The 20,397-nt window shown below is 64.3% G+C and carries 22 protein-coding genes; 4 read left to right on the forward strand and 18 right to left on the reverse strand.

Annotation, left to right across the window (positions count from 1 at the left end; all coding sequences use genetic code 11):
• Positions 1 to 404 precede the first annotated feature (404 nt).
• The 7 genes from NGM10_RS04950 to pyk form a co-directional block, all read right to left on the reverse strand.
• On the reverse strand, positions 405 to 1,013 hold the full coding sequence (locus NGM10_RS04950; RefSeq protein WP_253482424.1) for a winged helix-turn-helix transcriptional regulator: 609 nt from the start codon (positions 1,011 to 1,013) through the stop codon (positions 405 to 407).
• Between the two features lie 101 nt (positions 1,014 to 1,114).
• Complete coding sequence (locus NGM10_RS04955; protein ID WP_253482426.1) at positions 1,115 to 1,297, reverse strand: hypothetical protein; 183 nt, start codon at positions 1,295 to 1,297, stop codon at positions 1,115 to 1,117.
• Positions 1,290 to 1,517 (reverse strand): hypothetical protein, encoded by a 228-nt coding sequence (locus NGM10_RS04960; protein WP_253482429.1) that lies wholly within the window; start codon positions 1,515 to 1,517, stop codon positions 1,290 to 1,292. The genes NGM10_RS04955 and NGM10_RS04960 overlap by 8 nt, the downstream gene beginning before the upstream one ends.
• Positions 1,518 to 1,639: 122 nt before the next feature.
• Positions 1,640 to 2,791 carry an SPFH domain-containing protein gene (locus NGM10_RS04965; RefSeq protein ID WP_253482431.1) on the reverse strand — a complete coding sequence of 384 codons (1,152 nt, stop codon included), beginning with the start codon at positions 2,789 to 2,791 and terminating at the stop codon, positions 1,640 to 1,642.
• Positions 2,792 to 2,964: 173 nt separating this feature from the next.
• A complete protein-coding gene (locus tag NGM10_RS04970) occupies positions 2,965 to 3,510 on the reverse strand; it encodes an NfeD family protein (RefSeq protein WP_253482434.1) in 546 nt (181 codons plus the stop codon).
• 318 nt (positions 3,511 to 3,828) lie between these two features.
• Positions 3,829 to 4,008: a DUF7312 domain-containing protein gene (locus tag NGM10_RS04975; protein ID WP_253482437.1), complete on the reverse strand. Its 180-nt coding sequence runs from the start codon at positions 4,006 to 4,008 to the stop codon at positions 3,829 to 3,831.
• Between the two features lie 67 nt (positions 4,009 to 4,075).
• Entirely contained in the window at positions 4,076 to 5,824 is a 1,749-nt protein-coding gene (pyk, locus tag NGM10_RS04980) for a pyruvate kinase (protein WP_253482441.1), read from the reverse strand.
• A 109-nt stretch (positions 5,825 to 5,933) separates the two neighbouring features.
• On the opposite strand from pyk, the gene NGM10_RS04985 reads away from it, so the two are divergent.
• Positions 5,934 to 6,218, forward strand: coding sequence for a GYD domain-containing protein (locus NGM10_RS04985; protein WP_253482444.1), 285 nt, complete (start codon positions 5,934 to 5,936; stop codon positions 6,216 to 6,218).
• A 13-nt stretch (positions 6,219 to 6,231) separates the two neighbouring features.
• On the opposite strand, the gene NGM10_RS04990 is transcribed toward NGM10_RS04985, so the two are convergent.
• Both NGM10_RS04990 and metG read right to left on the reverse strand, forming a co-directional pair.
• Complete coding sequence (locus NGM10_RS04990) at positions 6,232 to 7,008, reverse strand: hypothetical protein (protein WP_253482448.1); 777 nt, start codon at positions 7,006 to 7,008, stop codon at positions 6,232 to 6,234.
• A gap of 80 nt (positions 7,009 to 7,088) precedes the next feature.
• On the reverse strand, positions 7,089 to 9,221 hold the full coding sequence (gene metG / locus NGM10_RS04995; protein ID WP_253482451.1) for a methionine--tRNA ligase: 2,133 nt from the start codon (positions 9,219 to 9,221) through the stop codon (positions 7,089 to 7,091).
• Between the two features lie 646 nt (positions 9,222 to 9,867).
• Here metG and NGM10_RS05000 point away from each other — a divergent pair.
• Entirely contained in the window at positions 9,868 to 10,539 is a 672-nt protein-coding gene (locus tag NGM10_RS05000; protein ID WP_253482454.1) for an HVO_2922 family protein, read from the forward strand.
• A 28-nt stretch (positions 10,540 to 10,567) separates the two neighbouring features.
• Here the strand turns inward: NGM10_RS05000 and mfnA are convergent, their stop codons facing one another.
• A complete protein-coding gene (gene mfnA / locus NGM10_RS05005) occupies positions 10,568 to 11,617 on the reverse strand; it encodes a tyrosine decarboxylase MfnA (RefSeq protein WP_253482457.1) in 1,050 nt (349 codons plus the stop codon).
• A gap of 178 nt (positions 11,618 to 11,795) precedes the next feature.
• Complete coding sequence (locus tag NGM10_RS05010; RefSeq protein ID WP_253482460.1) at positions 11,796 to 12,161, reverse strand: hypothetical protein; 366 nt, start codon at positions 12,159 to 12,161, stop codon at positions 11,796 to 11,798.
• A gap of 184 nt (positions 12,162 to 12,345) precedes the next feature.
• Here NGM10_RS05010 and NGM10_RS05015 point away from each other — a divergent pair, with 184 nt between their 5' ends.
• The gene (locus tag NGM10_RS05015; RefSeq protein WP_253482463.1) at positions 12,346 to 13,101 is read left to right on the forward strand and encodes a hypothetical protein; all 756 of its coding nucleotides are present in this window, start codon (positions 12,346 to 12,348) and stop codon (positions 13,099 to 13,101) included.
• A gap of 253 nt (positions 13,102 to 13,354) precedes the next feature.
• Here the strand turns inward: NGM10_RS05015 and NGM10_RS05020 are convergent, their stop codons facing one another.
• From NGM10_RS05020 to trpC, 4 genes are read right to left on the reverse strand one after another with little or no spacing between them, the layout of a single operon-like run.
• A complete protein-coding gene (locus tag NGM10_RS05020; protein ID WP_253482465.1) occupies positions 13,355 to 14,149 on the reverse strand; it encodes a 2-amino-3,7-dideoxy-D-threo-hept-6-ulosonate synthase in 795 nt (264 codons plus the stop codon).
• 27 nt (positions 14,150 to 14,176) lie between these two features.
• On the reverse strand, positions 14,177 to 15,043 hold the full coding sequence (gene trpA / locus NGM10_RS05025; protein ID WP_253482468.1) for a tryptophan synthase subunit alpha: 867 nt from the start codon (positions 15,041 to 15,043) through the stop codon (positions 14,177 to 14,179).
• Entirely contained in the window at positions 15,036 to 16,286 is a 1,251-nt protein-coding gene (gene trpB / locus NGM10_RS05030) for a tryptophan synthase subunit beta (RefSeq protein ID WP_253482471.1), read from the reverse strand. The genes trpA and trpB overlap by 8 nt, the downstream gene beginning before the upstream one ends.
• Complete coding sequence (trpC, locus tag NGM10_RS05035; protein ID WP_253483766.1) at positions 16,283 to 17,041, reverse strand: indole-3-glycerol phosphate synthase; 759 nt, start codon at positions 17,039 to 17,041, stop codon at positions 16,283 to 16,285. The genes trpB and trpC overlap by 4 nt, the downstream gene beginning before the upstream one ends.
• 95 nt (positions 17,042 to 17,136) lie before the next feature.
• Here trpC and NGM10_RS05040 point away from each other — a divergent pair, with 95 nt between their 5' ends.
• Positions 17,137 to 17,607, forward strand: coding sequence for an MGMT family protein (locus NGM10_RS05040; protein WP_253482474.1), 471 nt, complete (start codon positions 17,137 to 17,139; stop codon positions 17,605 to 17,607).
• 794 nt (positions 17,608 to 18,401) lie between these two features.
• Here the strand turns inward: NGM10_RS05040 and NGM10_RS05045 are convergent.
• The 3 genes from NGM10_RS05045 to ftsZ all read right to left on the reverse strand — a co-directional run bounded on the left by NGM10_RS05045 (position 18,402) and on the right by ftsZ (position 20,336).
• Positions 18,402 to 18,839, reverse strand: coding sequence for a transcription elongation factor Spt5 (locus NGM10_RS05045; protein WP_253482477.1), 438 nt, complete (start codon positions 18,837 to 18,839; stop codon positions 18,402 to 18,404).
• A gap of 9 nt (positions 18,840 to 18,848) precedes the next feature.
• Positions 18,849 to 19,016, reverse strand: coding sequence for a protein translocase SEC61 complex subunit gamma (locus NGM10_RS05050; RefSeq protein WP_253482479.1), 168 nt, complete (start codon positions 19,014 to 19,016; stop codon positions 18,849 to 18,851).
• Between the two features lie 180 nt (positions 19,017 to 19,196).
• Positions 19,197 to 20,336: a cell division protein FtsZ gene (gene ftsZ, locus NGM10_RS05055; protein WP_253482482.1), complete on the reverse strand. Its 1,140-nt coding sequence runs from the start codon at positions 20,334 to 20,336 to the stop codon at positions 19,197 to 19,199.
• Positions 20,337 to 20,397: the final 61 nt, after the last annotated feature.

The raw sequence follows: 20,397 nt of genomic DNA on the forward strand, positions 1-20,397 counted from the left end.
CGACACAGACCACGGGAACCGGCCGATGGCACAGTCCACCGGGAATCGGCCGGTGACACAGTCCACCGGGAATCGGCCGATGGCACAGTCCACCGGGTGGGAATGAAAGGGGCCGCCCGCTCGCGTTCATGTAGTCGTCTCAGCGACCCCTATCCGAGTGAGCGAAGCGAGCGAGGATATGTCGCTGAGCGACCGCGAGCGGGCGGGGGCTTTCTGAACGTTCGCGTTCATATCTCCGTCGGTTCGAGGCGAGCGGGCGGGGGCTTTCGAAGACCGATTCGCAGTCTCTTCTTCGATAGGCACGAAACGAGGAAGTCGGTAGCGGAGTCGGGAAGCGTCGAAATCAGAGCTACTGGAACGAAACGCTACGAATAGACGTACCGAACACCGACGAACGAGAATTCCTAGGGGTCGAACGAGATGAAGCCGTCGGCCTGCGCCGCGAACGTCGCGGCATTTTCGCCGAACGAGTCGGCGTACCGGACGAGCAGGGTGATGACGGTCTCCGGGCGGCGGACCGCGTAGCCGTCCTCGCGGTCGAGCAGGCCCGCCTCGTCGAGGCTCGCGGCGTACTTGCTCACCGTGGGCCGGGACACGCCGAGCGCGTCGGCGAGGTCGCTACCGGTGGCGTCCGGGTTCCGGAGGAGTTCGATGAGCATCCCGCGGGGGGTCGCCCGCCGGAGGTAGCCCAGCGCGACCTGCTCGAACCCCGAGAACTGGTCGGCGGGGTAGAACCGCCGGTAGTCGCCGTCGCGGCGGCTTTCGAGCGCGTTCGATTCGAGGAGCTGGCGGAGGTGGTGCTGGGCCTCGCCGGTGCCGAGTTTGAGGTCGTCGCGTATCTTCGAGAAGTGAGCGCCCGGCGTGGTGGCGACGTAGCCCGCGATGGCGTCGCGGGCCTCGCTCTCGCCGCCGTCCTCGCCGCGGAACTTCGTGAGGGGGGTCGCGGCACCCAGTACCGCGAACCGCCGGAGCGTCGCCCGCTTATTTTCATCCACGTCGGAGCGCTCAACCATCTACACGAGAAATCGACGTGGAGGATTAAAACACCTTCGCTTGCGGGAGCGTCACACGGGCGAGAGGTCGGGGTCGGTCTGGAGGAGGCTCCTCCCGGCGCTCACCTCCCGGTGAGCGCCGGGTCGTCTCGGTGGTCCGTCACGATTCGCATCACGGTACCGCCACACTTCGGGCAGTCGTCGAACCACCCGTCGGCGACCGCGCCGCAGTGGGTGCACTCGTAGTGGCTGTCGGCGTCGGGGCCGTCAAGCGCCGCCGCCAGCGCGTCGGCGAGTTCACCCATCGGTCGAAATCCCCGGCGTCGGTCGGTCGTCGGCGGTCGAGACCGCGACGGCCCACCCCTCGCGCTCGACCAGCGCGAACTCCTCGTAGACGCGTATCGAAACCGACCCGCCGCAGTGGGGGCAGGTCCGGTCGTTCGCGCGTCCGAGTTCCCAGCGTCGCTCGCAGGTCGGACACGGTACCTCGATACTACTCGGTTCTCGGTCGCTGTCGCGTGCCATGCGTACGGAGCGGCGACCGGTCGGGTCGCCGCGTTGGGACACGCCACTCACCGACGCGAGTAATATCTTTTCTAAAAATTCGAGATATGTCGAGAGACAGTCGTCTCAGGAGGGATTTGAGCTTACTTTTCGAGTTCGGCGTCCATCTCGGCTTCGACTTCGTCCATGTCGGGAGCCTCCTCGTCCATCTCCTCGATGACCTCGTCGGGGCTCTTTATGTCGGCGGGGTCTTCGCCCTCCTTGATGGCCTGGGCTTCCTGCTCCATCGCTTCCACGTCCATCTCGGCCTCCTTGTCTATCTGGCCGAGAATCTCCTCGATGTCGTCGAGGCCGAGGAGTTCGCGGGTCTCGGCGTCGAAGTCGAGGCTGTCGAGCTGCTCGCCGTCCTCCTTCACGTCGCTACCGGTGAGGTGCTTGCCGTACCGGCCGACCAGCGACGACAGCTCCTGGGGCAGGACGAACGTCGTCGACTCGCCCTGACCGATGGATTCGAGGGTCTCCATGCCCTTCTCGATGACCGCGCGCTCGCCCATCGACTCGGCCGACTTGGCGCGCAGGACGGTCGAGACCGCGTCACCCTGCGCTTCCAGAATCTGGCTCTGCTTCTCACCCTGTGCGCGGATGATGTTCGACTGCTTGTCACCTTCGGCCTTCTCGATGGCGCTGCGGCGCTCACCTTGGGCCTCCAGAATCATGGCGCGGCGCTTGCGCTCGGCGGAGGTCTGTTGCTCCATGGCCTGCTGGACGTCCTTGCTGGGGTTGACCTCCCGGACCTCGACGCTCTCGACCCGGATGCCCCACTCGTCGGTGGGTTCGTCGAGTTCCTTGCGAATCTTGGCGTTGATCTGCTGGCGCTTGTTGAGGGTGTCGTCGAGTTCCATGTCGCCCAGCACCGCGCGCAGGGTGGTCTGGGCGAGGTTCGACACCGCGCGCTTGTAGTCCTCGACCTCCAGATACGCCTTCTTGGCGTCCATCACCTTGATGTAGACCACGGCGTCGGCGGTCACGGGCGAGTTGTCCCGGGTGATGGCCTCCTGTCGGGGCACGTCGAGCGTCTGGGTCCGCATGTCGAATTTGTGGGTCGCGCTCACGAACGGCGGCACGAAGTTGATACCGGGTTCGAGGAGCTTTCGGTACTCACCGAACACGGTCAGTGCTCGCTTCTCGGTCGCGTCCACGATCTCGACCGACTGCCACACCGTGATGACCACGAGTGCGAGGAACAGCAGGGCGACGATGGTGAAGCCACCGGTGGCCTGTAGTGGAATCAGCATACGTCTTGGTGTTAGAATGAAGATGTGTTAAACATTCTGCTCACCGTCACCCGTTCGGCCGCGAAATCATCCGGGTCGCGCTCGCGGCTCGGCCGCGAGCGCGACCCTCACGTCCCCTCGGATACCAAGCTCATACTCCCTCGGATACCAAGCTCACCCCTCCAAAACCGGACTCACGCCTCTTCGGTGTCGGTCTCGCGTTCGCGCTCGCGGGCCTCCTCGGCCCGGCGGAGTTCCCGGTCGATGGGGTCCTCGATGGCGTCGAGGGGTTCGACCGTGACGACGTTGCCGCCGCCGGGGTCGACCACCATCACCTCGGTGCCCTCGGGAATCTCGCCGTCCATGCTCCGTGCGGCGTAGAAGGGGTTGAATCCCCCCTCGTGCAACTTTATCTGGCCGTCGCGGGGCGTGACGCGCTCGGTCACCCGGCCGGTCTGGCCCTTGAGCGAGTCGGAGTCCTTGGTTCGCGCGACGCCCTTGCCGCCGTAGAGGTCGAATTCGCGGTAGGCGTAGAGCGCGATACCGCCGAAGCCCAGCACCAGCGCGCCCAGCACGAGCGGTCCGGCGAGCGGCGGGACCAGCAGACCCACCAGCCCCGCGAGGATGAGCGCGACCCCGAGGACGATGAAGTGCGCGCCCGGTATCAGCGCCTCGGCAATCGCCAGCGCGACGCCAGCGACGAACAACAACATCGGGAGCGAGTCCAACAGCGGTGCCATATCCGTGTGTTAGAATTCCGGGTGGTTAACGTTTTGCAGTGGGCCGGGGGACGGCCATCGGGAACCGGCCGATGACGGACCCGGCAGGAAGCGACCGGTGAACTGTCCTCCCGGGCGGGACTGAAAGGGGCCGGGCGCTCGCGTTCACTTCAGTCGCCTCCGCGGGCAACTATTTCCGTGCGGGTGGTGCGGAGAGCACGGAAATATCCCGCGGAGCGACCGCGAGCGTCCGGGGGCTTTCTGGGCCTTTAGGACGACGGCTTCCACAACTATGGAGTCAGAACGCTACCTACCAGTAAAACCAAACTGACGACACCATCAGGCCGCCAGAAAGAGGAGACGGACGAACACCGCGAGCGTCGTGAGCACGCCCAGCGCGACGAAGAAGGCGTTCTCGGCCGACGGCGACCCGGGGTAGAGTTCGGGGTCTGGGTCGTCCTCGGCGTCCTCACCCACCTCGTCGAGGTCGTAGGTCCACTCCGAATCGGAATCTGACATGTCCGTCGCTAAGCGGGCAACCGACAAAAGCCTTGGCGGGTCACCGCCGATGGGTCGCCCCTGACAATCACGGGCGGTGGGCGTAGTTGATGTCGCCCTCGTAGACCACCCCGCGCTCGGCGTCGAGGGTCACCTCGTCGCCGTCGCGGATTCGGGGTTCGAGCGGCGCGCCGCTGATCATCGGCACGTCGAGTTCGCGGGCCACCATCGCGGGGTAGCCCGTCATCCCCGGCCGGGCGTCGACGATGCCGACCAGCGTTCCGGGGTCGCCCGCGAACTCGCCGTCGAAGCCGGGGCCGACTGCGAGTATCGACCCCTCGGGAACGTCGGTGAGGTCGCCGTCCTCGGTACGGTAGACGGGCGCGGCGACCCGACCGCTGACCACGCTCCGACCGGTCGCGATGGTCTCGGCCGCGACGTGGACCTTCAGCATGTTGGTCGAACTCGTCCCCTCCAGTTCGGACATCATCCCCGAGAGCACGACCACGGTGTCGCCGCTGTCGGCGACGCCCGCGTCGAGGGCCGACTGGACCGCGTCCTCGATGATGGTGTCCACGCCCGCCGACATCGGCGTGTATCGGGGGTCGACGCCCCACGAGAGCGCGAGCTTTCGGCGCACCTCGTCGTTGGGCGTGGTCGCCACCACGGGGACCTGCGGGCGGAACTTCGCGACTTTGAGCGCGGTGTATCCGGACTCGCTGGCCGCCACGATGGCCGACGCGCCGATGTCCCGCGCCAGAAAGCGGGCCGACCGCGCCAGCGCGTCGGTCCGGGCGTCGTCGGCCGGGGGGACGCGCTGTTCGCGGCTCTCGTCGTACTCCCCGCTCGACTCGACCTGCCGGACGATTCGGTCCATGGTCTCGACGACCCGGACGGGGTCGTCGCCGATGGCGGTCTCGCCCGACAGCATGACGGCGTCGGTGCCGTCGAGGACGGCGTTCGCAACGTCGGAGGCCTCCGCGCGGGTGGGCCTGCGGGCGTGGACCATCGAGTCGAGCATCTCGGTCGCGGTGATGACCGGCACGCCCGCGCGCTGGCACTTCCGGATGATGCGCTTCTGTATCATCGGCACGTCTTCGAGCGGGCACTCGACGCCGAGGTCGCCGCGCGCGACCATCACGCCGTAGGCGGCCTCGATGATCTCGTCGAGGTTCTCGACCGCTCCCCGGCGCTCGATCTTCGCGATGACGGGGACGTCGGCGCCGCTGTCCTCCAGAAACTCGCTGACCTCGTAGACGTCCTCGGCGCTCCGGACGAAGCTCGCGGCCACGAAGTCCACGTCCTTCTCGGCGGCGAGTTCGAGGTCCCCCCGGTCCTTATCGGTGACCACGTCGAGGTCGAGTTCCACGCCGGGGACGTTGACCCCCTTGCGAGAGCTCAGGTCGCCGCCGCTGTCGACGCTGGCGACCACGGTCTCGCCCTCGACTTCCTCGACGGTCGTCTCGATGCGGCCGTCGTCGAGCAGGACCTTGTCGCCGGGTTCGGCGCTCGCGATGGCGTGGCTCAGCCCGACCTCCTCGGAGGTGGCGGTGTCGCCCTCGACGAACCGCACCGTCGAGCCGTCTTCGAGGTGGATGGGTTCGTCGACCTCCGCGGTCCGAATTTCGGGCCCCTGCAGGTCGAGCATGACCGCGAGCGGGTCGTCGGTGGTCTCGTCGACCGCGCGGACGTCGTCGACGAGGGCGGCGCGGTCCTCGCGGGTGCCGTGGCTCGCGTTGAGCCGCGCCACCGTCATTCCGGCGTCGGCGAGTTCCCGGATGGTACGCTGGGAGTCCGAGGCCGGACCCAGCGTACACACGATCTTCGCGTTTCTCATGGCCGGGCGTACGCCGCTTTCGCTCAAAAACCCCCGGTGATTAACTCGGAGTCGGATTCGGTTTCCACGGCCACAACTAATTTGTTGTACTGCCGACGAGACCACAGCTATGGCGACGTACGCTTCGCTTTTGAAGGTTCGGAAGGACTTCCAGAACCCCCAGGACATGGTCTCCAGTTGGGGAGACATCCGGACGGACGTAGAGGAGTTCGACGTGGACCTCCAACACACCTACGCCATCCTCGGCGAGTACGACTTCCTCGTCATCATGGAGGCCCCCGACCGCGACGGGGCGTATCAGGCTGGCGTCGCGCTCGAACGCCACGGGTTCGACTCCCAGACGATGGAGATACTCCCGACCGAGGAGCTCGCGCAGGTCGTCGACGACGTGTAAACACTGTAGATATTCAAGAATAGCTCGTTTGCAAGGCAGATTTTCTAACTTCCTCTACTTCGTCAATTACATCAGCCAGTTCTTCAAGGTCCGCCGTTAGCTCGTCATATACAATACAATTGGTGAAAAGATAAAGGACTAATTCATTAACATCCTCAAAGTCATCAGGGTCGCATTCAATCCTTGATTCTGTTTCTAATGCTTCCTCAAAGATATTCGTAAGAATGGTGTTCAAAAGAGTCTCGACTTCGCTAATTAGTCCTGGTTGCAATTGCTCCATTAATTCCTTTTGTTCTTTGTCCAGTCCCGCTATTATAAACTTCAGACGACCAAGACCGTCTAGAACCTTGTCTAACTGACAGAACTTTTCCTCATCGTAATAGTCTTGACCACCTTCAATTGTCAAAGATATAAATGCTAAATTGCCGGACGGCCTATACTCCTCCAGAACTTCGTTAGTGCTAACTATCTCTTTTCTGTTCTCTCCCTCCCATGTGTAGACTGAGACCTCAATTACAGGTGCTTCTTCAGAAGCGTGGTTGTATGATATAATTTCTTTCCCAAAGCCTACCAACTCTTTTTGCAAACCTCTCCTCTCTAAAGGGGCTGATAAAGACAGATGAAGTTTTTCGAGATGGTCAACGAACTCCGCTAGAACCTCCGCAATCTCTCTCAGGTCTTCCTTTTGCTCTAACCGTTTTTCGAACTTTTTCTGCTTATACTGGGAGTAGAGCCCTATTAGAAGACCACCCGCACCAAAAAATACACCAAGTAGTCCTATAACATCCATAAGGGAATCAAGAAATCTACGCCTTAAAAAGATGTGAGTTCTTTGGCAGTCTTTCAGTTATAAAGAGAACAGACTCTATTCTACCGCACCTTCGTGCCCGGAACGCTGTCGCCGTGCGTGGTGAGGAGGTCGGCCTGCTCGCCCGCGGCCAGCACCATCCCGTTGCTCTCGACGCCGAACAGTTCGGCCTTCTCCAGGTTCGCCACGATGACGACCTTCTCGCCCGGTAGCTCGTCGAGGTCGTGGAGCTGTTTGATGCCCGCGACGATCTGGCGGGTCTCGACGCCGATGTCGACTTCGAGGCGCGCGAGGTCGTCGGCACCCTCGATGCCCTCGGCCGATTCGATGCGCCCGACCCGGAGGTCGAGGTCCTGGAAGTCGTCGAAGCTGATGCGGTCGTCGGCGATGGGTTCGATGTCGGTTTCGTCGGTCATGGATTCGTCTTCGGTTTCCTCGGCGTCGGCGGCGCTCTCGGCCGCCGCGTCGATGCGTTCCTGAAGCTTCTCGTTGAGTTCCTCGACGCGCTCGTCCTCGATCTTCTCGAACAGTTCGTCGGGTTCGTCGAACGCGCCGGGCGGCGATTCGAGCGCGGCCGCGAGCGGCGCGTCGTGGACCGACCCGTCCTCGCCGAGCTGCTCCCAGAGGGTCTGGGCCTTCTCGGGGAGGATGGGCGCGGCGAGGACCGCGACCGCCTTCGCGAGCTGGACGCAGTCGTAGATGACCTGCGCGGCGGCCTCGGGGTCGTCGTCGGTGAGGTTCCACGGCTCGTTGCGCTGGATGTACTCGTTGCCGAAGCCCGCCAGCGCGACCGCGGCGTCGCCCGCCGCCTTGAGCGAGTAGTCGTTGATGGCGTCCTCGAAGTCGGCGGTGGCCTCGCGGATGCGCTCGGCCACCTCCTCGGACGTTTCGGCGTCGGGCGCGCCGCCGTAGTTCCGGGCAGCGAACAGCAGGCTCCGGTAGGCGAAGTTGCCGAGCGTGCCGACCAGCTCGCCGTTGACGCGCTCCTGGAACTTCTCCCACGAGAAGTCCACGTCCTGCTGGAACCCGCCGGTGGTGGTGAGGTAGTAGCGCACGAGGTCGGGGGCGAAGCCCTCGTCGAGGTAGTCGTCGGCCCACACCGCGCGGTTACGGCTGGTCGAGAACGCCGCCCCGTCGAGGTTGACGAAGCCGCTGGCCATGACCGCGCGGGGCTCGTTGTAGCCCGCCCCGCGGAGCATCGACGGCCAGAAGACGGTGTGGTGCTGGATGATGTCCCGGCCGATGACGTGGACGATTTCGCCCGTCTCGGACTGGGCCCACGCGTCGGGGTCGGCCTCGTCGGGCGCTCCGGCCTCGGGCGCGCCCGCCTTCCAGACCGTCTCCCAGTCGTACTCATCCGCACCGACGCGCTCGGTGTACTGCTTGGTCGAGGCGACGTACTCGATGGGCGCGTCGACCCAGACGTAGAGGACGAGGTCCTCCTCGCCTTCGCCCGGATAATCTATCCCCCAGTCCATGTCGCGGGTGATACAGAGGTCCTGTAGCTCGCCCTCTATCCACTCGCGGGGCTGATTGCGGGCGTTGCTGGTCCCTTCGAGGCGCTCGATGAACCCCTTGAGGTACTCCTGGAAGTCGGCGAGCCGCAGGAACTCGTGTTCGCGGGTCCGGTACTCCGCGGGGTTGCCCGTCAGGGTCGAGCGCGGGTCCTCGATCTCGCCGGGTTCGAGGTGGCGCTGACACCCCTCGTCGCACTCGTCGCCGCGGGCCTTCGCGCCGCAGTAGGGGCAGGTCCCCTCAACGTAGCGGTCGGGCAGAGGCTGGTCGGCCTGGGGGTCCCACGCGACCTGAATCTCCTTCTCGAAGACGTACTCGCCGTCGATCCACGACCGGACGAACTCCTGGGTCAACTCGGTGTTGGTCTCGTCGTGGGTGTGGCCGTAGTTGTCGAACTCGACGTTGAACTGCGGGAACGTCTCGGCGTACTTCTCGTGGTGTTTCAGGGCGAACTCCTCGGGCGAGACGCCCTCCTTCTCGGCGTTGACCGCCACGGGGGTGCCGTGCATGTCCGACCCCGAGACGAAGGCGGTCTCCTGTCCGAGCGTCTCCAGCGCGCGGGCGTAGGCGTCGCCGCTGACGTACGTCCGGAGGTGGCCGATGTGCAACTCGCCGTTGGCGTACGGCAGGCCGCACGTCACCACCGCCGGGTTGTCGGTGGGGAAGTCGTCGTGGCTCATACTATCCAATCCTCCGTCGCGGGTGTAAAACCCGCCGATTTCCGCGTTCGTGCATGTGAGTCAGTTGTGGGGTTCGGTGGTCGCGACTCGGTGCGTGGATTCGACCGGTCGGGTTTCACCGCCCCGCGTGAGGGTCGAGAGAAAGGGGTCGCGGTCCGGCGGGTCCCCCCGACGCTACGCGTCGCTGTGCATACGCATAGAGCGGGCGTGCGCCGGTCGGGGGGTGCGGACCGCGGGTAGCACGTTCCCGGATAGCGTGTTCGGATATTTAAATGTTCGTCCGGAGGCGAGTCCCGTTTCGAACTCGTATCGCGAGGGAAGCTCTCCACCGTGAATCGCCCGGTGGATCAAACCACAGGGTGGGAATGAAAGGGGCCGGGCGCTCGCGTGAAGTTTAGTCGCCTCTGCGGGCGACTATTTCCGCGCCGATGCGTTGCGCTGCGGTGAGGCGCGGAAATATCCCGCAGAGCGACCGCGAGCGCCCGGGGGCTTTCTCGCGCTTCGTTGCAGTTCCCGATTCGATACCCGACTACTGTTCGGGGACTTTCTGGGCAGTCACCACGACCCTCGTTCAGTTCTCAAATGAATCTCCGAGAACCCCACCCGGCGAACAGACTCATACCCATTCGACCCCTAATCGCGGTCCATGCTCGACCGCGAATACACGCTCGTGGCCCACCCGCGACTCCGGGCGCGGCTCTCGTACAGGACCGCCGACGGCGACCTCACAGCCGCGACCCTCCAGTTCGACTACCGGCCCGAGGGCGAGTGGACCGAGACGGGACCCGCGGTGGACCTGCCCGAACACCCCGAGGACGCCGGAGTCGAGTGGCAGGGGTTCGACATCGCGCTCTATCGCGACGGCGAGGCGGTGTTCGCCCGCGAGACCTCCTCGTCGTTGCTCTCGGACCTCGCAGACGCGGTGGACGCGGTCGAACGATACGCGCCGGGGGTCGCCCGCCGGGGGAGGGCCGCGGTCAGGGGAGCGCTCGACCGGCTCGCGCGCGGCCGGGTCGAGATGGCCCAGTCGGACGGAACCACACTCGAAGCCCTCGCACCCGCGAAGGCAGCCTTCGAGGTGTACGAGGGCAGGGACGGCAAGTGGCGCTGGCGGCTGGTCCACGACAACGGCAACGTGGTCGCCGACTCCGGGCAGGGCTACGCCTCGAAGCAGTCGGCGCGGAAGGGCATCCGGAGCGTCAAGCGCAACGCGCTGGGCGCGCCGGTCGAACCCGTGGGCGGCGACCCCGAGCGCGACGTGCGCTCGGGGTCGGACGCCGAGAACGAGGGCCCTGAGGAGGGGGCCGCGGAGTCGTAGTCGGACCGCGTCGAGGTCGGCGACGAACTCAGACCGCGTCGAGGTCGGCGACGAACGATTCGAGCATCTCCCGGGTGACGTGGGGCATGCAGACCACTCGAAGCTCTCCGGACCCGGTGGGCGAGACCCGCCAGCCCTCCTCGCGGAGCGCGTCGACGGTCTCGCGGGGCACGTCGGCCGCCACGAGGGGCAGGACGGGGTCGACGACCTCGTAGCCCCGCGAGGCGAGCGCGTCGGCAAGCCACTCGGCGTTGGCCTGCCCGCGCTCGTAGTTCTCGCGGTAGCCATCGGGCCAGAGCGCCGCGAGCGCGGCGTGCGCGCCCGCGACCCCCGCGCCGCTTCTGGTCCCCGTGAGCGAGGCCTGCGAGGTGGATTCGAGGTACGGGGTGTCGACCGCGAGCGCGTCGAGGACCCTCTCGTCGCGCGCGAGAAAGCCCCCGGCGGGGACCGGCGCGCGCCCCATCTTGTGGGGGTCGATGGTCATGATGTCGACCGGCGCGTCCTCGAAGTTCCACGCCCGGTCGGTGAAGGGGAGGACGAACCCGCCCCACGCCGCGTCGACGTGCATCAGCGCGCCGACCTCGCGGGCCACGCCCGCGAGGTCGGCGACGGGGTCGACCCGACCGTACTCGGTGGTCCCGGCGACGCCAACCACGAGCGCGGTCTCGGCGTCGGCGAGTCGCCGGACCGCCGCGGGGTCGGCGCGCCTGTCGTCGCCCGTGGCCGCGAGCCGTAGCTCCACGTCGAGCACGTCGGCGGCCTTCCGGAAGCTGAAGTGGGCGCTCTCTGGCGCGACCACGTTCGGGTCGGGCGAGTCGGCGAGGTTCCGGGCCGCCCGGACCGCCTGCAGATTCGCCTCGGTGCCGCCGCTGGCGACGTAGCCGCGGGGGTCCGAGAGCCCCGTCATCTCGCCGAGGCGCTCGACGACCTCGCGCTCCAACTCCGCGACCGCGGGGTAGGTCGTCGGGTCGCCGGGGTTGCTCGCGAGGAACCGCCGGGCGGCCTCGCGGGCGTCGGGGTGTGGCTCCGTGCACATCGACGAGAGGACGCGCCCGAAGTCCTGTGGCTCGCGCTCCATGCGCGTAAAATTTGCCGGGCGGCGTTTATCGATTCCGTTCTCGGTGCACGTTTTAGAAAGAACTTACAGGTGAACTACCACACCTAACGTACTGAAGTTGCTACGTTATGAGGAGGAACCAACCCAGGGTCTCATAAAGTATAATACTAGATATAATTTTCAATCTATACAAGACTAGCTATGAGTATTTTCTTTCCAAATATTTTTTTAAATATTTGGTGCGAGAATTAGCGCTTCCCTCATGTATAGGATTTGGGCCAAGAGGTACTTGTTGCTCTTCATGGAAGACGCCCTCTAGCATTTTTTCTTCTGCTGTTTCTCCATGGGAATAGACACTGTAAAAGGAAAGAATAGAATGTCCATTTTTCGCTTTAGTAAGTTCAACTACATACTCTTCTTCTTTGAGTATCTTCGAAAGAATACGTATATCTACTGGGTCGCTCAGCTTTATCGTAATAGAATCGTCTTCTTTCCGTTTTCCAAAACCCTTAATCCCTATAGGATATTGTTCGTAGTTAGTCTTAAACCATCTTTTAGCCTGCATCTTCTGCTCGTCTTTAAATAAATCAAACAACATTTTTAGGGTCCCTGTGGTTCATCGTCGTGTTGGTCCAAGTCCTGAAACCTATTACTACCACAACCCTTATTTATCTTGCGGCCCAATAAAGAAGCCCCACAAAACACTTATATAGAGTGCCATGATTAGTTAACAAGGGGAGGGGAGAGAGATGGGGACAAAAGCAGTTGCAAATTACGCAGATAGCACATCATATATTGACCTCTTAGACATAACTGGTAGTAAGGGAATGCTTAAGGCAATAGGAGTTAGCGGGGGTGAAAATAACCACTGCTATAAAATTACGGCAGATGGCGATGATGTAATCCATAGCCCCCATGGGGTTATACCACACTTCAGTATTGCTAATAATCCAAGTGGAAAAAACAGCGGTATGGTTATAGGAAGAGCGTTTGACGATTCTCTCACAATTAAAATCAAAGATGATGCCCGAACCGTCGCACCTCGTTTTTGGGCAGTGTACAGGATAGATTCTCCAATAACAGAGGAAGTAGAGCAAACTAGAGAAGAAACAGAAAGGAACTTTGCATACATAAAGAATGAAAAGGGGAATGTAACGGAACGTGTTCTTCAAGGCCGGAAAAATGAGGTGTATATCTCTTTAGAGAGAGACATATTTACAGATGAGGATCAGTCGATAAAGGGCGAAATTACCCCAGTAGACTGGAAAGGGAATATGTTAAAAGAATTTCCGTCAGACGAACTTGAGCTTATAGTTTCTGTTCCCGGACGGACGCATTCACTTGCGAAAGAAACCTTTTGGGTGGAGGAGTATAATTATGATAACAACTCAAGCTTCAGGTTTGAGTCCGAGCTTCTTCTCCCCGATTACACAGGAAGTTACTTGCTAACTACTAATTTCAAGACAGGGGGGAATCACCCTGCCAAATTTACAAAACTCTCATGAAAACCAGCAATTTAGTTACATTCCTCACAATTATCACGGCGGTTTTTGTTTTACTTTCATCTGTAATCAGTAATTGTTCACATACATGGAAAACTAGCTTGGCAAAAATGAGTGGTCATAGGGTAGAGTGGTGGGGAAGTAAAATTTCAATAATATACTGGATATTTGTGATAGCGGCTCTTGTGTCTTCAACATTTGCTATTTATTACATGGTACTGCTTCTTAATGGTGTATTGCGAGTTAGTCCATTAAGTTAGATTTCCAAGTCTAGTCCCGCCTCCGCCAGCGCCTCGTCCGCGGCGTATCCGTCGTGGACCACCAGCGAGACCGCCCGCGCGATGGCCTCTGGGTCGTCGTGCTGGAACACCGACCGGCCCATCGAGACCCCCGCGGCCCCGGCGTCCATCGCGCCCCGGACCGCGTCGAGGGTCGCCCGGTCCCCCTCGGGTTCGCCGCCCGCGATGACCACGGGCAGGCGGGTCGATTCGACCACGCGCTCGAAGCTCTCGGCGTCGCCGCTGTAGGCGGTCTTGACCACGTCGGACCCCACCTCCTCGGCGAGTCGGACCGCGTGGCCGAGGCTCTCGGCGTCGTGTTCGTCCACGCCCGGCCCGCGGGCGTAGGCCATCGCCAGCACGGGCATGCCGTAGTCGTCGGCCTCGTCCGTGATTTCGGCGAGGTCCTCGATCTGCTCGCGCTCGTAGTCGCTGCCGACGTTGATGTGGAACGAGACGGCGTCGGCTCCCGCCCGGACCGCCTCCTTGACGGTGCCCGTCACGCGCTTGTCGTTGCTGTCCGGCCCGATGGTGGTCGAGGCGTTGAGGTGGACCACGTAGCCCGCGCCGTTCTTGTTCGGGTGGACCCGGGGCGCGATGCCCTTCTGGGTCAGGACCGAGTCGGCCCCGCCCCGCGTCACCGCGTCGATGGTCGATTCGATGTCCACGAGCCCCTCGACCGCTCCAAGCGTGATGCCGTGGTCCATCGGGACGATCACGTACTTCCCGTCTGTGCCGATGCGTTCGAGTCGCGCGTCGATTCCCGCAGTCATATTGTGTGAAACTCTGGCAATGTGCGGTTAAGTTCGTTCTGGTTCCGGTACTTCGCTCGCGCCGTCGAGCGCGCCCGCCTTGAGTTCGCGGGCCTTGGCTTCGAGTCGGTCGGCGGCATCTCGGCCGTCGGCCACGATGTCCACGAACGCGCTCCCGACGATGACGCCGTCCGCGCCGCCCGCGACGATCTCGCGGGCGTGGTCGCGCTCGCTGATGCCGAACCCGACCGCCTTCGGCAGGTCGGTCCGGTCGAGTCGGCCGAGGCTCCCGTGGGTCCGGTCGCTCACGTCCGAGCGCGCCCCGGTGGTGCCGAGTCGGCCCTGCACGTAGACGAACCCGCTCGCCCGAGAGAGCATCCGGTCGAGTCGGTCGTCGGTGGTGGTCGGCGCGACCATGAACACGAGGTCGAGGCCGTGGGCCTCGCAGGCCTCCTTGAGCGGGCCGCTCTCGTCGACCGGGAGGTCGGGGACGATGAACCCCGAGATGCCCGCCTCCGCGGCGGCCGCGACGAAGGGCTCCGGGCCTTCGCTCGCGGTTTCACCGCTCGCATCCGAGGCGCTCCGCGCCTCGCCCGCTCCGTACTGGTAGATGGGGTTGAAGTAGGTCATGCAGACGAGGGGCACGTCCACGTCCTCCCGGAGGTCGGCCACGAGGTCGAGGTAGCGCTCGGGGGTCATCCCCGCGTCGAGCGCGCGCCGGACGGCCCGCTGGATGGTCGGTCCCTCCGCGATGGGCTCGGAGAAGGGCAGCCCGAGTTCGACCACGTCGGCCCCGCCCCGGACCAGCGCCCGGACGTGCTCCTTCGTCGACTCGACATCCGGGTCGCCCGCCACGACGTACGACACCAGCGCGGGTCCGTCGGCGAAGGCGGCTTCGAGGTCGCTCTCACTCACTCTGGAACACCTCCATGCTCGGCGCGGCGTCGATGTCGCGCGAATCGCTCTCCTCGATGACCGTGTCGAGGTCCTTGTCGCCCCGGCCCGAGACGTTGACGACGACGACCTCGCCGAGGTCGTCGTCGGCGTCGCCCAGCGCCGCGCGTTCCAAGTACGCCAGCGCGTGGCTCGATTCGAGCGCGGGGATGATACCTTCGAGCTTCGAGAGCCGGTGGAACGCTTCGAGCGCGGCGTCGTCGCCCACGTTGACGGGGCGAACACGTCCCTCGTCGACGAGGTGCGCGAGTTCGGGGCCGACGCCCGAGTAGTCGAGGCCCGCGCTCACGCTGTGGGATTCGAGAATCTGGCCGTCGGGGTTCTGGAGGAGTTTGGTCCGCGCGCCGTGGAGGACGCCCTCCTCGCCCGCCGAGAGCGACGCCGAGTGGGGCGCGAGCCCCGCCTCCTCGTCGATGGTCAGGCCCGACCCGCCCGCTTCGACCGCGAGGAGGTCCACGTCCTCGTCGCCGACGAACTCGTGGAACGCGCCCATCGTGTTCGACCCGCCGCCCGCGCAGGCGACCACGCTGTCGGGGAGCCGTCCCGCCTTCTCGCGAATCTGCTCGCGGGCCTCCTCGGAGATGACCGACTGAAAGTCCCGGACCATCTTCGGGAACGGGTGGGGCCCCACGACGGAGCCGATGACGTAGTGGGTGTCCTCGACGTTGGTCGCCCAGTCGCGCATCGTCGCGTTGATGGCCTCCTTGAGCGTCCCCGACCCCGCGGTCACCGGGTTCACCTCGGCGTCGTGGATGCGCATCCGGAAGACGTTCGGGCGCTGGCGGTTGATGTCGGTCCGACCCATGTATATCTCGCAGTCGATGTCGAGGTGGGCCGCCGCCATCGCGGTCGCGGTGCCGTGCTGGCCCGCGCCGGTCTCGGCGATGATGCGCTCTTTGCCCATGTACTTCGCGAGCAGGACCTGCCCGAGCGCGTTGTTGAGCTTGTGCGCGCCGCCGTGGACGAGGTCCTCGCGCTTGAGGTAGACCTCGCGGTCGTAGCGCTCGCTCAGGCGGTCGGCCCGCTGAAGCGGCGTGGGGCGGCCGCCGAAGTCGGCCAGTCGCTCGCGGAACTCGTCGACGAAGCCGTCCTCGTTGTTCAGTACGTATCGCTCGTAGGCGTCGGTCAGTTCCTCGATGGCGGGCATCAGCGCCTCGGGGACGTACTGACCGCCGTACTCGCCGAACTTGGATTCGCTACTCATGCGTGTGTCAGCCTCCGCGTGTTCTCGGTCACGTCTCCCGCCATTATCGCCGACCCGACGAGCAGACCGTCGGCCCCCGCCTCCCGCATCCGCCGGGCGTCCTCGGGCGAGGAGATTCCGCTCTCGGCGACGAGGGTGACCTCGTCCGGAGCGTGGGGAGCCACCGCCTCGAAGGTTTCGAGGTCGACCTCCAGTCTGGCGAGGTCGCGGTTGTTCACGCCGAGTATCTCGGCCCCGGCGTCGAGCGCCTCGCGGAGTTCCGAGCGGTCGTGGACCTCCACGAGGGGCTGGAACCCCCGCCGTTCGGCGGCTTCGACCAGCTCCGGCAGGTCGTCGCCGACGAACCGCGCGATGAGCAGGACGGCGTCGGCCGCCACCGCGTCGAGCTGCGATTCGTCCAGCACGAAGTCCTTCCGGAGGACCGGCACGTCCACCGCCTCGCGGACCCGCCGGAGGTTCTCGGGCGACCCGCCGAAGTGGTCGGGTTCGGTCAGCACCGAGAGGGCGGCCGCGCCGCCCTCGACCATCCGTTCGGCCAGTTCGACGGGGTCGGCCTCGCGGGTGCCGTCGGTCGTCGGACTCGTCGGTTTGACCTCCGCGATCACGGGCACGCGCCCCTCGGATTCGGCCCGGGCGAGCGCGTCGGGGAGCGACCGAGCCTCGACCGACAGGTCCCCCTCTCGGGGGTCGCCGCGCGCCTCGGCGGCCCGCAGGATGGACCGAACCGCTGGCGCGAGTTCCTCGCTTTCGTTCATCATTGTGCATCAACGGACGGAATTGTACATAAGGCTTGCGCTGGTGGGTCGCCCCTCGCGGAATCTTCAAGTCCCGACCGGCCCAACCCCGAGGTATGGACGACACGGGCGACGTTGCCGGAATCTTCGCGCGCGAATCACCGTATCTGGGCCGCCACGTCCAGATCGGAGTCGCGAGCGGACGCGTGGTCAGCGTCTCGTTCCCCGACTCGCCCGACGACGAGGCCGCCGATGACCACGACCTGCTCGACCGCATCTTCGACTATCTGGGCGGCGTGGAGGACGACTTCAGCGACGTGGCGGTCGCGCTCACGGTGCCGACCGTCCACCGCCGGGTGCTGGAGCGCGTCCGCGAGATTCCGTACGGCGAGCAGATAAACGTCGAGACGCTGGCCCGGATGACCAGCGGCGTCGACCACACCGACGAGGACGACCTGAACGACGTGCGAACCGCGCTCGACGAGAACCCCGCGCCCCTCCTGATTCCCGACCACCGGGTGCGCGACGGGCCGAGCGCCGCGCCCCCGAGCGTCGAGCAAAAGCTTCGGTCGCTGGAGGAACTGTAGGGACGAATCCGTCGTTTCGAAAATCGTCACTTTCTACCCCGCACGACCCCCCACTTTCCACCCCGCACGAATTCCCACTTTCCACCCCACACGAATTCCCACTTTCCACTCCGGCGCGTGCTGGCGTGGGCCGCGGTTTGGCCCACGCCGACACGCGCGAGGGACGAGCATCGGAGCGAGGAGTGAAACGACGAGCGAGAAGCGCAGTCGGTTGGGGAGGACGTGGCCTGCGGTCGCGGTGCAGTTGCGGTGCGGTTGCGGTACTCCTAGGTGACGGCAGTAGCGAGCGCAGACTTGGCGGACACTGAAACGTCGGTCAGCACGAAGCTAGCTACTCCCGGCATCTAGTCGCGGTACTCCTAGGTGACGGCAGTAGCGAGCGCAGACTCGGCGGACACTGAAACGTCGGTCAGCACGAAGCTAGCTACTCCCGGCATCTAGTCGCGGTGCGGTTGCAGTACTCCTAGGTGACGGCAGTAGCGAGCGCAGACTCGGCGGACACTGAAACGTCGGTCAGCACGAAGCTAGCTACTCCCGGCATCTAGTCGCGGTGCAGTTGCAGTACTCCTAGGTGACGGCAGTAGCGAGCGCAGATTCGACGGACACTGAAACGTCGGTCAGCACGAAGCTAGCTACTCCCGGCACCTATGAAGACCGCACCTCGTCCTCCCCAGCCTCCTCACTCCCTCACTTCGTTCGGTCGTGAGTCCCTCGCGCGTTCCTCGCGCGCCGAGTAGAAGGACAGCTATCGAAACACGCCATCGAACGACGACTACCGAGAAACGTACTCCCCCTTACCGCTCTTCGGAGTCCAGCACCCGAATCTGGTCGCCCCGGACCGTCACCGGAATCGGGACCGTCGCCTCGTACAGCTCGACCGTCACCTGGTCTTTGCCCTCGTCGATGCGCTGGACCTGCGCCTTCTCGCCCTTGAACGGTCCGGCGATGAGTTCCACGATGTCGCCCTCCGCGATGCCCTCCACGTCGGGGGTCGGCGACAGGAAGTGCTCGACCTCAGAGATACTGCTCTCGCCCGGAACGATGTTGCGGGCGTGGGGAATCTCTTCGAGGACGCGGCTGATGACGGCGTTGTTGTCGGCCTCGACCATCACGTAGCTCGTCAGCGAGTCGGGCGCGAGCGCGGCGTGAATCTCGGGCTCCTCGCGGTTGATTATCATGTCCGCGACGGTGCGCTCCTGACTCGCGGTCGTCTTGACTGCGTACATTGGCATTCCGATCACCTATGCCGGGATGAAGCTCATGACGGCGTAGATCATGAAGCCGAGCAGTCCCACGAGGACGATTCCCGCACCGGCGATCTTCGAGATCTTCGAGAACTCCTCCCACGAGGGCGTGCTGGCGAGCTTCAGCACCCGCACGTACGACGTGAGGTCTAGCTTGACGTCCATTGTTGTCGGGAGTTAGGGAGCGACCTTTTTCTATCTATTGCTCTGTTACGGCGGCCAGACCGGCGAGCGTCGCGACTGTTCGGGGGTCGAACGAGGGAAACGCGGGGGACCGACCGCGACGGGCGGCGGTGGCGAGCCCCGATGGCAGACGCCACCGAAGCGCGGACCCGGAGTCGGGGGCTACTCGACGTAGTCGATGTCCTGGAGCTTCTGGTTGGCCTTGGCCTGCTGGGCCTCGTTGCGGCCGTAGATTTGGGGGGACTCGACGCCCGTGACGACTATCATGGTGCGCATCTCGCCGTCGAGTTCCTCGTCGATGGAGGTGCCCCAGATGATGCGGGCGTCGGGGTCGATGCGGTCGTATATCTCCTCGACCACGCCCTCGGCCTCCTCGATGGACATGTCGTTGCCGCCGGTCACGTTCACGAGCGCGGAGTTCGCGCCCGAGATGTCCACGTCGAGCAGGGGCGACCGGAGCGCCGACTTCACCGAGTCCTGTGCCTTGGCGTCCGAGTCGCTCTCGCCAAGCCCGATCATCGCCACGCCGCCCTTCTCCATCACGGTGCGCACGTCGGCGAAGTCGAGGTTGACGAGGCCGGGCTTGGTGATGAGTTCGGTGATGCCCTTGACCGAGCGCATCAGCACCTCGTCGGCGACCTTGAACGCCTGCCGAACCGGGAGCTTGCCCACCGAGTCGAGCAGGCGGTCGTTGGGCACCACGATGACGGTGTCGCTCACGTCACGCAGACGCTCCAGTCCGGCCTCGGCGTTGGTCCGGCGGACCTCGCCCTCCGCGGTGAACGGCGTGGTGACGATGGAGATGGTGAGCGCGCCCGACTCGCGGGCGGCCTTCGCGACCACGGGCGCGGAGCCGGTACCGGTCCCGCCGCCGAGCCCGGCGGTCACGAACACCATGTCCGACCCCTGAATCGCGTCGTAAATCTCTTCCTGACTTTCGAGGGCGGCCTCCTCGCCGACCTGCGGCAGCGAGCCAGCGCCCCGGCCCTGGGTCTTCTGCTCGCCCATCAGAATCTTGGTGTCGGCCTCGATCTCCACGAGGTGCTGTACGTCGGTGTTGGCGGCCACGAGCTTCGCGCCGTGGATGCCCTCCTCGGCCATCCGGTTGACCGTGTTGCCACCGGCTCCGCCACAGCCCACGACCGTGATGTCGGTCTGGAGGTCCTGGAGAACGTCTTTCAGCTCCTCGTCGGTCATCGTCCCCGAGGGGTTCACGTCCTGGGCCCCAGCCCCCGAAGCGGGCTGCCGGGAGGAGGTGTCCTCCTCGGCTTCCTCGATGGCGTCTTCGACTAGCGAGTCCATGCTGAAGTTGCCTTGAGAACGGAGCGTAATTATCTTTCCCCTCTCTGTCGGACGAATGTCT

The organism is Halorussus salilacus (assembly GCF_024138125.1).
Lineage (GTDB): Archaea > Halobacteriota > Halobacteria > Halobacteriales > Haladaptataceae > Halorussus > Halorussus salilacus.

Excerpts from the sequence above, each read along its gene's own strand:
- NGM10_RS04950 (WP_253482424.1), bottom strand. The coding sequence starts at position 1,013 with ATGGTTGAGCGCTCCGACGTGGATGAAAATAAGCGGGCGACGCTCCGG.
- NGM10_RS04955 (WP_253482426.1), bottom strand. The coding sequence starts at position 1,297 with ATGGGTGAACTCGCCGACGCGCTGGCGGCGGCGCTTGACGGCCCCGAC.
- NGM10_RS04960 (WP_253482429.1), bottom strand. The coding sequence starts at position 1,517 with ATGGCACGCGACAGCGACCGAGAACCGAGTAGTATCGAGGTACCGTGT.
- NGM10_RS04965 (WP_253482431.1), bottom strand. The coding sequence starts at position 2,791 with ATGCTGATTCCACTACAGGCCACCGGTGGCTTCACCATCGTCGCCCTG.
- NGM10_RS04970 (WP_253482434.1), bottom strand. The coding sequence starts at position 3,510 with ATGGCACCGCTGTTGGACTCGCTCCCGATGTTGTTGTTCGTCGCTGGC.
- NGM10_RS04975 (WP_253482437.1), bottom strand. The coding sequence starts at position 4,008 with ATGTCAGATTCCGATTCGGAGTGGACCTACGACCTCGACGAGGTGGGT.
- pyk (WP_253482441.1), bottom strand. The coding sequence starts at position 5,824 with ATGAGAAACGCGAAGATCGTGTGTACGCTGGGTCCGGCCTCGGACTCC.
- NGM10_RS04985 (WP_253482444.1), top strand. The coding sequence starts at position 5,934 with ATGGCGACGTACGCTTCGCTTTTGAAGGTTCGGAAGGACTTCCAGAAC.
- NGM10_RS04990 (WP_253482448.1), bottom strand. The coding sequence starts at position 7,008 with ATGGATGTTATAGGACTACTTGGTGTATTTTTTGGTGCGGGTGGTCTT.
- metG (WP_253482451.1), bottom strand. The coding sequence starts at position 9,221 with ATGAGCCACGACGACTTCCCCACCGACAACCCGGCGGTGGTGACGTGC.
- NGM10_RS05000 (WP_253482454.1), top strand. The coding sequence starts at position 9,868 with ATGCTCGACCGCGAATACACGCTCGTGGCCCACCCGCGACTCCGGGCG.
- mfnA (WP_253482457.1), bottom strand. The coding sequence starts at position 11,617 with ATGGAGCGCGAGCCACAGGACTTCGGGCGCGTCCTCTCGTCGATGTGC.
- NGM10_RS05010 (WP_253482460.1), bottom strand. The coding sequence starts at position 12,161 with ATGCAGGCTAAAAGATGGTTTAAGACTAACTACGAACAATATCCTATA.
- NGM10_RS05015 (WP_253482463.1), top strand. The coding sequence starts at position 12,346 with ATGGGGACAAAAGCAGTTGCAAATTACGCAGATAGCACATCATATATT.
- NGM10_RS05020 (WP_253482465.1), bottom strand. The coding sequence starts at position 14,149 with ATGACTGCGGGAATCGACGCGCGACTCGAACGCATCGGCACAGACGGG.
- trpB (WP_253482471.1), bottom strand. The coding sequence starts at position 16,286 with ATGAGTAGCGAATCCAAGTTCGGCGAGTACGGCGGTCAGTACGTCCCC.
- trpC (WP_253483766.1), bottom strand. The coding sequence starts at position 17,041 with ATGAACGAAAGCGAGGAACTCGCGCCAGCGGTTCGGTCCATCCTGCGG.
- NGM10_RS05040 (WP_253482474.1), top strand. The coding sequence starts at position 17,137 with ATGGACGACACGGGCGACGTTGCCGGAATCTTCGCGCGCGAATCACCG.
- NGM10_RS05045 (WP_253482477.1), bottom strand. The coding sequence starts at position 18,839 with ATGCCAATGTACGCAGTCAAGACGACCGCGAGTCAGGAGCGCACCGTC.
- NGM10_RS05050 (WP_253482479.1), bottom strand. The coding sequence starts at position 19,016 with ATGGACGTCAAGCTAGACCTCACGTCGTACGTGCGGGTGCTGAAGCTC.
- ftsZ (WP_253482482.1), bottom strand. The coding sequence starts at position 20,336 with ATGGACTCGCTAGTCGAAGACGCCATCGAGGAAGCCGAGGAGGACACC.